A 14,872-nucleotide genomic window follows, 5' to 3' on the forward strand; every position below is an offset into this window, starting at 1 on the left:
TCCGGGTGGTGACAGGCACCTAAACAGGCACCTAAACTAAACTGCGTAACTAGTTCCAATAATCACTAATAGAATGAACAACACTAGAATTAACAGAAAACCGCTGCCGCCATGAGTAGGTGCAGGTGCAGCACATCCATAACCATAAGCCATTGGAGCACCATAATGCGGCATAGTATCCATTGCTCCAGCCACCATTGTAGGTGGTACATTGGCTCCAGCCATCATATTAGGGGGTAAGTTAGCATACATATTCTCAACTTCCTTTCGGGTGGGTTAGTTTATTTCACTACATTATACTCACCTATCTGGAATATGAACCTGTCTCCCTGATAAATGGGTGGATGTCACCGTTTTTCATGCTTACTAGTATCGATGCACTCTCTAACACTCAAGGTATATAAGATCGGAGCCTATATCCTATATAAACCTTAGTAATTATTTAAGAAAAACCGATACTTAATACTGGAGATGGAACAAAGATTATGGTGTATGACAATTTTATGCGCTTTATAGTTGTTACGGTTACCACTTGAAGCAAAAACCTTCTGCACCGTTGTAGGAGAAATTCTTGTAATTAGATTTTCTATGTAGGCAGATTGCCTACTCTCTGGATGTCTTTGTGAATTTAAAAATTCTATCACCTGTTCAGCAGTCATAATACCAAACCCATGACCAAAGAACGTTCCATCGCTCAACACGACAGCGTTTAGTCCTCGATACCATGGTGCATACGGATGATATTCAGGATTATTAAAATACACAACATCTCCTGGCACATAATTGTCTGCATTAAAGTAGTGATATTCTAAGTCAGGATCTGTATGCCAACTGTATAAATAGATATTTTGAAAATTATAATCGAAACGTTCTCTCCCGATACTTTTTAAGATGGCCTGATAATAGATAATGATGATTGCCGTTGCGCACTCAAATCCATACAGTTGCCCGTTTCGATTAATATCTAAAATCGCATCAGATGGTCGCACACCTTGCCGCAACAAAAATCCTCCAGCACTCGTCAAATTCCAGTATGTAGGATTACAACGAGCATTTTCAAAAATCGTAAATGCCGCATGACTCTCACTCATCTCCTTAGCGCTTTCCATGATATTTTTTCTAAGGTTAATTTCAAATCTAAGCTCATTCATGGAAAGATAGGTAAACAATTCAGGAGAATCATGCATTTGTTGAATGATTACTCCTTCTACCTCGCCAAAGTCCATCGTACTTTCTAGTGAAAACGGCCTGCCAGCTACTTGTATCATGTCATTCCCCATTTCCTTTAATTCGAAGATGGCTTCTTCGACAAATATGTTCCCTAACGCTTTGGCAACTATATTTAAATTTATATGTTAAAGAGGTGGATTACTTGCTAATGAGTTTTACTGAAAGAGCATGGGATGAACTGTCCCCATGCTTCCAAGATTTTTCGAGATGTACAGTGACATAAATTAAATTGTCAACTAAATTCATTCTACAAATACCGGGGAGTGACAGCGTATAATGCTTTAAAGGTCAAGTAGATCTTTTCCCCTTAAAGAGGCGGACTTAAATAAGCCTTCGTTTTCCATTTTTTTCAAGACTCAACTATCACAGAATTATATCATAGAATGTCTCTAGAACGTGAAAGGATCTTGCATTTTCATCCTATAGGGATACCACCTAGTTATTTAAGCTTTGTCTTCACGTATTATTCGTATTTATAGGACAAGATCCATAACGCTGTCACGCGAGGTCAATATTGCCTCAGGCACAAAATTCGATGTGATCTGACGTCCTAGGGACACTCTATTTATCAATGTTTCTTACTATATTTACTTACACTTTGGTTGTAATCTATACTGCAAAGTATCTTGTGTAAAAGCGTTTAACATGTTGGGCTTTAAGTTTCTTGGTCAATTCAGCTAGTAAAGTATAATCTGCTTCTTCTGATTGATACATTGTTTGTTTACGAATCATGGCAAAGGCTAAACGGATCATGCGATTTCCTAAGGCTATATACGCTTGTCTTGCATATTTGCCTCTATCTCTCATTTCTTGATATTGTTTCTTCATCTTTGGATTGTGCATGGCAAGTGACTTTCCTATTTGATACACACTATTTCTAAATGTACGCCTTCCTTCTCGAGAGATACAATGATAAGTCGGATTTCGACCGCCAGATTGCACTACAATAGGATTCGTGCCTGCCATTTTAATTAACTGTCCTGCATGGTCAAAATCCGATATATCACCCATTTCGCCATACAATTCCGCACCAGTCACTAGTCCAACTCCTGGTACAGTTAACAAGACAGCACCTTCTGTTTCAATGAATAAACTAGCAATCTTCTGTTCCATTTCATCAATCTGTTGATTTACTAGTTCCAGCCGATCTAGCTTATGAACAAGTAAAAAGTGATCAATTTCTAACTCTTCCTTTGGTCTTGAGATGGAATTACTTGCGAATTCTAAAAGTAATTGTATAGAAGAATCGCGTATCTTAAGGTTTTCTTTAATCGATATCTCTCTTAATCCATCAACACCTAGGTTAATGATATCGCTAGGGTGTATAAAATGACGCATCAAATAGCGGCCAGCCTTCCCAAAAAGTTTCTCAAAGGGTTGAACATGAACTCGTTTACCATCTCTCCATATACTCATTCCTTGAAATTCTCGAAATATATGATCAATATGAACTCTTATTTCGTTTTGGAGAGCTGTCTTTTCCTGGACGATTGTGCGTCGAGCTCTTGTGAGCTTTTGAAGCTCATGCACAGATCCTGAAGGTAGTTCACTACTTGTTCCACGACCGTTTATCACTGATTGTGTAATAGCTAATAGATCAAGGTTGTCAGTTTTAGAGCGGTTTAATAGTGCTTTTCTCTCTTCAGATGTAGTAGCTGCGTTTATTATTCGAACATAGTAACTATTCCCTTGCCAATGACGAACTAGGTCCTCATAATAGTGTCCCGTCGTTTCAATACCAATAACTATGGACTGTTTCCCAGTCTCTTGACTTACCTTTTCAATTTGACTGATGAGTTGATTATGACCAGTTAAAGAAGCATCAAACTCGAAGGGTTTCTTTAGGATCTCCCCATAAAAAGTACAAATCATAGCTTTATGCGTATATTTAGCAGCATCTACCGCTACTATTAAAATATTTTCCAAGCCAGCTGTTTGAAGAAACTTAGCCCATCGACTTCCCTTTTTTCCTTGAATATGGTTCAATAATGTGTATACCATCGTTTCATCTCCTTGTGGTGAGGGGTTTTGGAAGTTCTGTGATAGGTCCTTCCATTGTACATGAAAACGATGGTATTTTTTATTTAGCCCAACTATTTATTATACTAGGCACCAGATTTACCAGATCTATATCTCATTTTTAACATTTAGAATTTTCATAGCTTTTTCTCGATGATCTAATAAATCTAACCACCATGCACGAAACAATGCATGCTTTAAATTTTTTCTTGTTATATAACTCATAGGTTTATCCTGCTTTAAGTAAGTTCGAAGAACACGAGAATGGGGACAAATTGCCAGTGCAATTTCAATTAAAACCTCGTCTGGTTGACCTTCAAGGAGCGAACCAAACGATTTCTTAGGCTTACCATTTAAAAATTCTCGGATAGCTTTTGCTATTCGTAACTCAGCTATATTTCGAATTTGCGCAGCACGAGAACTGGAAATTCCAAATTGTTCTCCCATTTGATCAAGTGTTAACTTCTCACCTTTCAATCTATACTGAAAATCTAGTATCGTTTTTTCTCGTTCATTTAAACAGTCTCTATAATGAAGATAAACCTGAATAAACCTCTTGTATTCTTCTGAAGTTGGTTCCTTAAGAAAAGGGTAGTAAGGCTTTAATTTACCAATCTTAGGTTTATAAGATGGACCATAAATTGAACCTATCATATCTAAATAAAAAAGCATATCTTCTTTGGTAATCTCTATTTCCCCCATAAAAATACCACCTCTGCTTAAAAAGTATATTACGATATGCATAAATATTTTAGCATAGTTTATTTAATCTTCAGCCAACTTTCAAATCCCGCTGCCTTCACTTTCTTAAATACTATCGACTTATAGGAGAAGGCCCACCTGCATCACGTAAAATACAAAATGGCTTGAATATAATGCTTAAAGAGGAAGTTTCCTGCTTTACCTTCATTCTAAGCAAATCAGTAACTTCCCAAAATTTCATTCTCTATAACTGAGCATGTTCTCTTTTAACTTTTTATTCCGCTCATCCTCTTTCAACTTCGAGTTCCAGTATTCAACAAATGCTGTATAACCCTGCTTTTTCATAAAATAAGGCAAGAGTTGCTCACCACGGAGTTTGTATGACTGAATATTTGTCACACCATCCCGATAAGCCTTCTCCATTCGATGGTTGCCATCGATAATATTAAACTCGCCTGGCTGGACCTCCGCCTGAATGACCGGTTTATTTACATCAACTGTCGGCAAGTGTTCTTCATTTACAGATGCATGGTAATGAGTCTCGAACCAACTACCCACATCAATTGTTTCCTTCTCAACTTTTAGTGTTCCATCGTGAATATGTTCAGTTATCCTCGATATATTAAAATTAAAAATGCCGTTCGGAAAAAATTCATCACCTTCATAAGAAGGAAGCGGAGTATATTCTTCGTTTAATTTGATCTGTCTCTTATGTCTCATCTGAACCTTCCTTTTACTGAATTTTACTATAATATAAGAAACTTTCTCACACAGTTAAATCGGGTGTAGCGCATTTTTAAGTTTACTATAAAACGTAAATCATTTTTATATAAAGACAAATTTGTTAAGTTACCAGCGTATGCTACATAAAGGGAATTTTGGTCTTTGTTTCGTTACAGGTTAGTTTTCTGAACCACTACCTTATATGGCACAAATCAAATGAATGTAGGTCTACCTAACCACAAAAGTCGATATTGCATATAGGTAATTTTGCTTATATAATCAATTTAAGTAGTTATTCTCCAATAAGTAACATACATACAAAAATTGAAAAAGGCAAACCCATTGAAAAGTGGCGACGCAAAACTAAAGGGGCTAAGATCTGTTGATTAAGCCAGCCAGTTACCGATTATTTGATAGTTTTCTTGACTAATCGACTATTCGGTTAGTCTTTTTGCTTTTGGTAGAATTTCTATCCCGAACTATACTTATTTAAAAAAATCTAGGTTTTTTATATTAAATATTAACCTTTTAAACAATTACACTTGAAACAAGATTTTGTAAGTTTCCCCTTTTAAAATATATAAAGCTAATCCATAAGGAGTGATTGTTATGCCAGCTATTGCTAGTGTTGAAGAACTAAATCAGGCACACCTCCGGTTAAAAGGTATCCGAAATGAAAACCCTGACTTCTATGAAAAGCTACAGGACCTTTTTCATCGTGCAAACCATTTAAATATCAGACCTGGCTACATCTGTAGAACTATTACTGAAGATGATGTTGAGAAGTATCTACCAAACCATTTAACCAAACCAAAAATCCAGAGTTTTAACTTCCTTATATATCAGTTAAAACATCAATTTCGATTAGAATACAAAATGTTTTATGATTTTCTCATCGAACACCGATATGTTGGCTACGAGAATATTAGAAAATTACTTTTCGGAGTACCTCCGGAGTTAGTTAAAGACGGGTATTACCTATAATTTGATTACAATAGAAATAACCGCTAATCCATTAATCGTGGGAGCGGTTATTTCTATTTTGCTCAAGTTCTTGCCTTCTCTTTATCGACAAATTTCGGGTAGTGACAGGCACCTCCCTCCGCTCAAAGGGAATATTTGCTACTAAATTTACTGTACGAACATAGGTTGAACCGTCCCAATTCTATTACCCTAATAAAATATAATTATGATTACTCTGAGTGGAATAGAGTATCATCGATTTGGTAACATTGGGTATTTTGGGGTCCATATCGAATTGAAAATTTCTTTAATTTTGAAGAAAGTGATGGAGTCTGGAACAGTGTAACAAAAACAAACGGAAGAAGCTATTTTGGCTTACGTTAATAGATTGCGAGATATAGTCTGCTAACAACAGATTGGTGTTGACAGGAAATAATTTCTAGTAATAAGATTAATATGGTCTTTTATTAGATTAAAGAGATCAGGTAAATAAATATGAGCTTTGAGGAGAATTGCATGAGAAAGTATTTATATGGATTTTTAATAACTGTGATAATTTGTGGAGGTCTGGCTTTTCTAAGCCTAACCAACAATGAAGAAAAAGTAGCAACTGCTGCTACAATAATGGAAAGTAATCAGGTAGCTATATACAATGATTTACAGTCTGTTCGCTGGGCAGAGTCAAGTATTGTATCTTTAACGGAAAGAGGAACTATATCAGGAATTGGGGCGGGAGCATTTGGACCTACCCAAAAAATTACTAGAGCACAAGCTGCAACGTTATTAGTTAGAGAATTATATCCTCATTTATTAAATAACTCATCTGTAAAATATACGAGTGAGTTTAAGGATATCGGAAACAACCATTACTTTATTCGAGAAATATCTATCGCTAATGAAAAAGGTCTAATGTCAGGATATTCTGACGGGACATTCAGACCAAATCAGCCTATTAGTCGCACAGAAACTGCGGTAATTCTTGCTAGACCCTATATTAAACTTTCTGGAAGGAAAGAGGTTACATTTAAAGATTTACATGAAGCAAACTGGGCAAAAGGAAGTATTCGTCAATTAGCTTCTAATAACTTAATAGCTGGTTACTCTCCTGAAAGATTTGGGCCTAATCAAGCCGTTACAAGAGCGGAATTTGCTGTGTTTTTAAAGAGGGTTATAGATTTTAGTCCAATGCAATTTAACGGCGTTTTGTCAGGAACTGTACCTTATTCAGGAAACGTAGTTCATGTAACAACAGAAGAGGGCATCATTCCTGTAGAATTAGCTGGGTTTGAATACGCAAGTGTTGCTGATATGGAAGCCGGAATGACTGATATATTCGACAACTATATCCGAGAAAATTTCAAAAACAAAGCAGTAAGGGTCGAAATTGAGCCTTCTAAAAATGATTATAAATTGCATTATACGATTGGCTACATTTGGGTTAAAGAAGGCAACGAGGAAATCCTTTTAAATTTAGCTTTACTAAAAGCTGAAATTCCGACTCGGAGATCAAGGGAATTTTCATCAAGGTATAAATACTATGATTTAGTGACAAATTATAGGTAAAACAATTCGTATTATGTCTAGTACTGATAAGGAGAGTTAATCTGCTGCTGTACTATCATTTACCAATAAGAAAAAGTCCACAGAAGAACATTTCTTTTGTGGACTTTTTCTTATACCTGTCAGGAAAAGCAAGGGGACGGTTCCCCCTAAGCTTCCCCTACGCTTCCCATTATTTCGACAAATTCCGGGTGGTGACAGCGTATAATGCTTTAAAGGTCAAGTAGATCTTTTCCCCTTAAAGAGGCGGACTTAAATAAGCCTTCGTTTTCCATTTTTTTCAAGACTCAACTATCACAGAATTATATCATAGAATGTCTCTAGAACGTGAAAGGATCTTGCATTTTCATCCTATAGGGATACCACCTAGTTATTTAAGCTTTGTCTTCACGTATTATTCGTATTTATAGGACAAGATCCATAACGCTGTCACGCGAGGTCAATATTGCCTCAGGCACAAAATTCGATGTGATCTGACGTCCTAGGGACACTCTATTTATCAATGTTTCTTACTATATTTACTTACACTTTGGTTGTAATCTATACTGCAAAGTATCTTGTGTAAAAGCGTTTAACATGTTGGGCTTTAAGTTTCTTGGTCAATTCAGCTAGTAAAGTATAATCTGCTTCTTCTGATTGATACATTGTTTGTTTACGAATCATGGCAAAGGCTAAACGGATCATGCGATTTCCTAAGGCTATATACGCTTGTCTTGCATATTTGCCTCTATCTCTCATTTCTTGATATTGTTTCTTCATCTTTGGATTGTGCATGGCAAGTGACTTTCCTATTTGATACACACTATTTCTAAATGTACGCCTTCCTTCTCGAGAGATACAATGATAAGTCGGATTTCGACCGCCAGATTGCACTACAATAGGATTCGTGCCTGCCATTTTAATTAACTGTCCTGCATGGTCAAAATCCGATATATCACCCATTTCGCCATACAATTCCGCACCAGTCACTAGTCCAACTCCTGGTACAGTTAACAAGACAGCACCTTCTGTTTCAATGAATAAACTAGCAATCTTCTGTTCCATTTCATCAATCTGTTGATTTACTAGTTCCAGCCGATCTAGCTTATGAACAAGTAAAAAGTGATCAATTTCTAACTCTTCCTTTGGTCTTGAGATGGAATTACTTGCGAATTCTAAAAGTAATTGTATAGAAGAATCGCGTATCTTAAGGTTTTCTTTAATCGATATCTCTCTTAATCCATCAACACCTAGGTTAATGATATCGCTAGGGTGTATAAAATGACGCATCAAATAGCGGCCAGCCTTCCCAAAAAGTTTCTCAAAGGGTTGAACATGAACTCGTTTACCATCTCTCCATATACTCATTCCTTGAAATTCTCGAAATATATGATCAATATGAACTCTTATTTCGTTTTGGAGAGCTGTCTTTTCCTGGACGATTGTGCGTCGAGCTCTTGTGAGCTTTTGAAGCTCATGCACAGATCCTGAAGGTAGTTCACTACTTGTTCCACGACCGTTTATCACTGATTGTGTAATAGCTAATAGATCAAGGTTGTCAGTTTTAGAGCGGTTTAATAGTGCTTTTCTCTCTTCAGATGTAGTAGCTGCGTTTATTATTCGAACATAGTAACTATTCCCTTGCCAATGACGAACTAGGTCCTCATAATAGTGTCCCGTCGTTTCAATACCAATAACTATGGACTGTTTCCCAGTCTCTTGACTTACCTTTTCAATTTGACTGATGAGTTGATTATGACCAGTTAAAGAAGCATCAAACTCGAAGGGTTTCTTTAGGATCTCCCCATAAAAAGTACAAATCATAGCTTTATGCGTATATTTAGCAGCATCTACCGCTACTATTAAAATATTTTCCAAGCCAGCTGTTTGAAGAAACTTAGCCCATCGACTTCCCTTTTTTCCTTGAATATGGTTCAATAATGTGTATACCATCGTTTCATCTCCTTGTGGTGAGGGGTTTTGGAAGTTCTGTGATAGGTCCTTCCATTGTACATGAAAACGATGGTATTTTTTATTTAGCCCAACTATTTATTATACTAGGCACCTACACCTACACCTTCAACAACTTCCTAACTTTCCGGGCGGTTTTCGGGTTTGTGCGCAACTCTTCTAAATCAGGATCGGCAATTGCCTCAAGCCGGTAATTACCCTCGTCGTCATTTTCTATAGCATACTTTAGACATCGAAAAGCCTCTGCTAACTTCCCTTCCAACGTTAACCAACATGCCTTATTATAGTTTCCATGAATGCTATCCGGCCGTAACTCTAGTAATTTCTCATTAAATTCTCTCGCTTCATCCACTCGCCCCTGCTGCGCAAGCGCCACCGTCAGCTGAGCATATATCCCAGAATAATTCGGTTCTAACTCAAGAGCCTGTTTAAGGTACTTTTCCGCTAGTTCATAGTTTTTGAGATGAACGTTCAAACGCCCTTTCCCATAGATCGGATTCCAATAACTCGGATCTTCTCGTAAACTCTGCTCAAAATGAATGCCCGCTTCCTCAAAACGCTCAAGAAAAACATAGATTTGCCCGAGATTATTATGAATGATATGGTGGTATTTCTCCCCATCTAAGCAGCGGATCAACCACTCAGCTGCCTGCTTCAATTGCCGAACATCATCTTTTTTAGGATAATACGTCAACGTCAGATAACTGTAGTAAACCGCCAAATCAATATTCCAACCCTTATCTAAATACCCCAACGCCATCTGCTTCACTTTCTCAGGCGCCTGACCTAAATGAACACTGTAGTACTCCCCTAAATGTTCAATACCGATCCCATTGTTAGGATCTAGCTCATACGAAAGCTTGGCTAATTCAGCCATTACCGGTCCGAATTGCAACTGCAACTTTTTCACCTTTACCCAATTCATTACTGCATTTGAACCGCCAGAAATCTCTTCCTTCAACTCAGAAAACTGTTGTGAGAGTGTTCCCACAAAATGTGTGAATACCCGACTTACCTCTGGATCAGACAGCCCCAGGTTCAAAATCAAGCCCTTCAACTGCTTCACTCTTTTACTAGTAACCACTGCGTAGATAAGAATATTATAGACATCCTGATCTTCTATTTCTTCTTTCAATAACTCCAAAGAGAGCTCAATCGCCTTATCATAACGCTCGTGTCTACACCAGAACGCTGCTAAAGCCGTTTTAACCAAATAATTATCCGGCTCTAGCGCCAACGCATACTCATGTACACGATACTCCTCATCGAAATCCTCTTTCAATCGAGCAATCCCAGCCAAGATTTGTAATCGCCAAATCTCATTCACCTGGCCCTCAATTGAATTCATATACCTCTCAACCTGATAAAGCCTGCCAACTTGATGCGATAGCTGCAACAAATAATCTAAGTCCACATCATCATGCTCTCGTTTAAACGCCAAAAATAAATAATGATGCTCTTCCTCGAACCTTTCCCTCATCCGCTCAACATATGCTAAGCGATGATACGCAACCATAAACCCTTCATCCACCGCCAAACACTGCTCGTAATAAGACTTCGCACCCTCATAATTTTCCTGACCCAACTGCACTTCACCAAGACGATAAAGCGGGAATGTCGACTCCTCCGCCTGCAGAGCCCGTTGGTACCACTCGTTCGCTACATCAATTTCCTCCGCCGCCTCATAGAAACAGCCAATGTAGCACATTAAATTAGCATTCCCCGGGAACTCCTGCTCCAACTGCTTTTCTAAGAAAGCACGCGCCCTCGCGTTATAGCTCGTTTTCTCCAGCAAATTCACATATAAATTCCAGCAATAGTCATAGTTAATCGTCTTTTGCCCCAAACCAGCCTCGAGCCACTCAACCGCCTGCTCCTCATCCTCTGCATTTTCCGCCCGGCCCATCAACCATTCCCCAGCATCAATGATAAACGGACCATGATCAATAAACCTTACTGCCTCTTCTTTTAAAAATTGAGTGCCCGCCTCGCTTCCATGTAACTCACAAAGCACTTTGGCATACGAAAGTATCGGTACAGGCTCATCTCGATGGTGTTTGATCACAAGCTCATAGCATTGCTCCGCCTCCGCAAACTGTTTTTTATCAACATGTAAGTCTGCCTGAGTCATTAATAATCCGTAATCGGTCGCAACTGTCTTTTCTAACCCATCCTTAATTTCTTGGAAAGCACGCTCATAATCATTAAAGCCATACGCATACAAATCAGCGAGCTCAGCATAAGGGTAAGCGATTGTCGGATCTAACTGTTTTGCTACCTGAAGCCCACGTAACGCACGTAGATTACGACCAAGTTTTCGGTCACAACGAGCTCGTTCATACCAAGCATGGCCGTGGTGTTTATAATCCCTTAAAATCTGCGAATACAGATTGCGGGCTTCATTCCAATTTTCCAATCGAAACAAAATAAATCCATAATTCATTCGATTCCATAGATCACGATCGTTAATATCTACTGAAATTTTAGAATATTCTAGACCCTTGTTTGCCTCTCCATCATAAAAGGAACATATCGACAAATAGGACCATGTATCATAATGATCTCCTTCAATACGCAGAGCCTCATAAAAATGCTGACAAGCTTCCGTGTATTGTTCTTGATCATAGGCCATTCTACCAAGTAAAAAATGGTATTGGTGAACCTTTTTAAATTTCACTTGTTTCAACAGTTCTGTTGCCTCTGGATACAAGCTCGCTCTTATGAACGCAAACGCGATAATTAATTTAAAGTAGTCGGAATTTGGCTGTGCCTCTAACACTTGTTGCGCTACTTCCTTTAGTAACGTAACATCACTACCCTTAGTGGAAAAATATTTAATCACGTAAGCTTTTGTATACAGCACCGAGTCATTATTTTTTGCGAAACTTTCAAAATCTGCAACGGCTGTTGGATCGCTTTTTTCCATCCGGTCAGAAAAGTTAAAAACACTTCGAACAATCTCGTCTTCTTCCTTTGGTAAAAATGAAATTTTCTCCGCTTCCGTGTTAGGAACAATCGCGACCGAAAGACAGTCGTTTTTCCCATAGTAATCGAGAAAATCGGTATATGCAAAAATCATCGGTTCAGGAAAATTAGGATCCTGGATGATAAAAGCCTGAAGATGATCATCATAACCACGAAGTAACTGAACATGGGACGCGTTAGGGTAATCTAACGAAATTAAGATCGATACGCCTAGGTCTGTTAGCTGCTTGTATCTTTCAACAGTACCAAAGAAAAACTGAGCGCTCATGTCTAGTATATGTAGATACTCTACTGCATCTATCAAACGGGTTCCGTTCACCTGATAAATCGTGGCTGCAATTTCCTCTTGGTCCTTAACGACTCCGTACCGATCTAAAATCATTGCAATGGTTGCAGGTACACAGTAATTGTACTTTTGAACAACCGCTTTCGTGGAAATCATCACTTTCTTTTCTGCAAGGTTTTCATCAACATTTTCAAAAACAGTTTTCTTGAAAATGGTCGGATGAGCTGAAACTGTGCTTTTTAAAGAAAGATAATCGCCTTTTTGGTAATAAATTTGCGCCTTAGAGAATTGAATATAACTTTGATAGCCATGATACGGGGATCGCTCTTCAAGCCATTCAACCTCTCTTAAGAATTCATCCCACTGCTCTAACTCCTTTAACCTTTTAACCTTCTCTAGCCGTAGCCGGAAAGAGTGAGGCGTTTTACTAAGACCTTCCTCTATCACCGTCATCGCTTTGTTACTATTACCCTTTGCTAAGTAGAGCGATTGAAGAAGGATGTAACAATATTCAGGTTTAGGGTCTTTTTCAATTCCTTCAAGATAAAGCTCCTTCGCTTTATCCCAATTTCCCTTTTGAAAATAATAGTACCCCCATTGGTCAAATGTAGGTTCAGTACTTACTTTTTCAAGCTCTCGCAAATACCGCTCCGCTTCATTAAAACGCTTCATTTCTATAAGAGAATGAGCCAAGCCCCAATAAGCACGAACTAAAACCTTATTTTCTAATTCAAACTCTTGGCTAGCAATTACTTCTTTAATCTTAGTTTCAGCATCAAGGTATTTTCCTTGATAGATTTCTTCGATACTTTGCATAACATTGGTAAATGGGCTATCGATATTTTTATTGACCATCTTTACTAGCATTCTACTATATCTAGGCATAAGCTCCGCATCCAAAATACATACCAATGGTAATAACTGATCTTCCCTTACCGACCTTGCCAAATCGTTTAGTAACCGATACGACCGCTTATCATACAGCTGTTTCAATACATCCATAACAATTGGAAGTGCTCTTTCATAATTATTCTCATTCACTAAATCAACAACATCACTAACAACTGTTTCCATTAACCGCAAGGCCATAACACAAAGCCCCCCCAACATTTAACACTCACAATACATCTATATTTCGTTTTCATGCTTTCGAAATCCTTTATTCCAAGGCTGGGAAACCTAATTTCGGGAGCTGGAAGGCCTCGTTATAAAACTGACACAGTTTAGACATGAAGTGTACACATCTTATACACTCTATTTCATTTACCAATCGTCGTTTTATTAAGATAATAATATTGTAGAAATATGTCATATTTCCTGAGTCTTTAATACTATAAAACAATAATGGAGTTGGTATTTGGTGGAGAAAACCTTAAATCATTATGTGGTAAACAAGAATACTTTAGCAATCTGTTCAATAGCAAGTTGTGAGTTTAGTTCCATAGTTTATGAGATCGACCAAATTCTATACGTTCGACAAACCCCACTTAAAATTATTCAAGTATCTTGTCTTGCTAATGGTTCTACCCACAAAGGAAGATGTATGGCCGTTAGTTACCACACAAACAATAGACATAAGCTCCCTGTACCAATTAGCGAAAAAGATAGTATCTATTTTTTCCCTACATCTGCGCCTAATAACTTTCATTGCCATTGGATCTCCTACCACCACGTCTTACATCTACAGCTAGCGAAAAATCAGGAAACCATTATTACCTTTCGCAACGGGCTACAGCTTACCATATCCGTTTCATTCTACACAATTGAAAAACAACTACACCGTACAGCACATCTAAGACATCTGTTCTCAGGACTTTAAATGCAAATATATACTTGAATTAAAATTTTTACATAATAAAAATGACCGAGCGTATAACGACCAGTCAAGGCAACACACGCCGCATGAAGAGCGGCTGATCTAATAAAATTTTAATGTTTAACATTAGAAATAACCGCAACCATAGGATGTGGAGGCGGTTATTTCTCTTTTCTATTAGTGAAAGTCGCGGAAATTGTTATTACAAATAGCGTACATAGTTCCATTGCACTATTCACCGCGTCAAAATTCACCATAATTACCACCTCCCATAGGGAGATGGCCAAGAGCCCATCCGCTTAATGTTCACCAAACACAAGTTCCCTCAACTATCATGTTTCTTAGTGCCTGGCACCACAGTTTCTGGTATAATTTCTCTTATCTAGATATCATACTGCCTAGTGAATACTCAAGGAAAACTAGAGCCGAAGAGAGTGGGACACGAAAAAGTTATGCTTAATTTCAATAAAATCACAAAGTGTCATGTTTTTTTATGTATCGTTAATTTAGTAGGTTGTGGTTTATTTGTTTTTCATAGTAATTACCTTCCAGAATCTATTTTCTCTGAGTGGTTATTGTTTATACTACTGACTATCGCTACTCTTCTATTAAATAATTATAAAATACTTGTCCCATAC

10 protein-coding genes and 1 riboswitch are annotated in these 14,872 nt (G+C 37.8%); of the genes, 3 read left to right on the forward strand and 7 right to left on the reverse strand.

The window, feature by feature from the left end; all coding sequences use genetic code 11:
- Positions 1 to 36 precede the first annotated feature (36 nt).
- The 5 genes from DS745_RS25105 to DS745_RS07375 form a co-directional block, all read right to left on the reverse strand.
- The gene (locus DS745_RS25105; RefSeq protein ID WP_241657753.1) at positions 37 to 252 is read right to left on the reverse strand and encodes a YjcZ family sporulation protein; all 216 of its coding nucleotides are present in this window, start codon (positions 250 to 252) and stop codon (positions 37 to 39) included.
- Positions 253 to 431: 179 nt separating this feature from the next.
- Positions 432 to 1,268 (reverse strand): protein-glutamine gamma-glutamyltransferase, encoded by an 837-nt coding sequence (locus tag DS745_RS07360; protein ID WP_241657754.1) that lies wholly within the window; start codon positions 1,266 to 1,268, stop codon positions 432 to 434.
- Between the two features lie 571 nt (positions 1,269 to 1,839).
- Positions 1,840 to 3,231 (reverse strand): IS110 family RNA-guided transposase, encoded by a 1,392-nt coding sequence (locus tag DS745_RS07365; RefSeq protein WP_129077605.1) that lies wholly within the window; start codon positions 3,229 to 3,231, stop codon positions 1,840 to 1,842.
- Positions 3,232 to 3,357: 126 nt separating this feature from the next.
- The gene (locus DS745_RS07370; RefSeq protein WP_161568200.1) at positions 3,358 to 3,951 is read right to left on the reverse strand and encodes a sigma factor-like helix-turn-helix DNA-binding protein; all 594 of its coding nucleotides are present in this window, start codon (positions 3,949 to 3,951) and stop codon (positions 3,358 to 3,360) included.
- Between the two features lie 237 nt (positions 3,952 to 4,188).
- Entirely contained in the window at positions 4,189 to 4,671 is a 483-nt protein-coding gene (locus DS745_RS07375; RefSeq protein WP_129077624.1) for a hypothetical protein, read from the reverse strand.
- Positions 4,672 to 4,996: 325 nt separating this feature from the next.
- Positions 4,997 to 5,081, forward strand: a riboswitch (cyclic di-GMP riboswitch).
- 202 nt (positions 5,082 to 5,283) lie between these two features.
- Between DS745_RS07375 and DS745_RS07380 the strand changes: the two genes are divergently transcribed.
- Both DS745_RS07380 and DS745_RS07385 read left to right on the forward strand, forming a co-directional pair.
- Positions 5,284 to 5,658 carry a hypothetical protein gene (locus DS745_RS07380; protein ID WP_129077625.1) on the forward strand — a complete coding sequence of 125 codons (375 nt, stop codon included), beginning with the start codon at positions 5,284 to 5,286 and terminating at the stop codon, positions 5,656 to 5,658.
- Positions 5,659 to 6,153: 495 nt separating this feature from the next.
- Entirely contained in the window at positions 6,154 to 7,200 is a 1,047-nt protein-coding gene (locus tag DS745_RS07385) for an S-layer homology domain-containing protein (protein ID WP_161568201.1), read from the forward strand.
- A gap of 537 nt (positions 7,201 to 7,737) precedes the next feature.
- On the opposite strand, the gene DS745_RS07390 is transcribed toward DS745_RS07385, so the two are convergent.
- A complete protein-coding gene (locus DS745_RS07390) occupies positions 7,738 to 9,129 on the reverse strand; it encodes an IS110 family RNA-guided transposase (RefSeq protein WP_129077605.1) in 1,392 nt (463 codons plus the stop codon).
- 118 nt (positions 9,130 to 9,247) lie between these two features.
- Positions 9,248 to 13,507 carry a tetratricopeptide repeat protein gene (locus DS745_RS07395; protein ID WP_161568202.1) on the reverse strand — a complete coding sequence of 1,420 codons (4,260 nt, stop codon included), beginning with the start codon at positions 13,505 to 13,507 and terminating at the stop codon, positions 9,248 to 9,250.
- Positions 13,508 to 13,778: 271 nt separating this feature from the next.
- Here DS745_RS07395 and DS745_RS07400 point away from each other — a divergent pair, with 271 nt between their 5' ends.
- The gene (locus DS745_RS07400; protein WP_161568203.1) at positions 13,779 to 14,237 is read left to right on the forward strand and encodes a competence protein ComK; all 459 of its coding nucleotides are present in this window, start codon (positions 13,779 to 13,781) and stop codon (positions 14,235 to 14,237) included.
- Positions 14,238 to 14,872: the final 635 nt, after the last annotated feature.

The organism is Anaerobacillus alkaliphilus, from assembly GCF_004116265.1.
Classification (GTDB): domain Bacteria; phylum Bacillota; class Bacilli; order Bacillales; family Anaerobacillaceae; genus Anaerobacillus; species Anaerobacillus alkaliphilus.

Excerpts from the sequence above, each read along its gene's own strand:
- DS745_RS07390 (WP_129077605.1), bottom strand. The coding sequence starts at position 9,129 with ATGGTATACACATTATTGAACCATATTCAAGGAAAAAAGGGAAGTCGA.
- DS745_RS25105 (WP_241657753.1), bottom strand. The coding sequence starts at position 252 with ATGTATGCTAACTTACCCCCTAATATGATGGCTGGAGCCAATGTACCA.
- DS745_RS07370 (WP_161568200.1), bottom strand. The coding sequence starts at position 3,951 with ATGGGGGAAATAGAGATTACCAAAGAAGATATGCTTTTTTATTTAGAT.
- DS745_RS07360 (WP_241657754.1), bottom strand. The coding sequence starts at position 1,268 with ATGATACAAGTAGCTGGCAGGCCGTTTTCACTAGAAAGTACGATGGAC.
- DS745_RS07380 (WP_129077625.1), top strand. The coding sequence starts at position 5,284 with ATGCCAGCTATTGCTAGTGTTGAAGAACTAAATCAGGCACACCTCCGG.
- DS745_RS07395 (WP_161568202.1), bottom strand. The coding sequence starts at position 13,507 with ATGGCCTTGCGGTTAATGGAAACAGTTGTTAGTGATGTTGTTGATTTA.
- DS745_RS07375 (WP_129077624.1), bottom strand. The coding sequence starts at position 4,671 with ATGAGACATAAGAGACAGATCAAATTAAACGAAGAATATACTCCGCTT.
- DS745_RS07365 (WP_129077605.1), bottom strand. The coding sequence starts at position 3,231 with ATGGTATACACATTATTGAACCATATTCAAGGAAAAAAGGGAAGTCGA.
- DS745_RS07385 (WP_161568201.1), top strand. The coding sequence starts at position 6,154 with ATGAGAAAGTATTTATATGGATTTTTAATAACTGTGATAATTTGTGGA.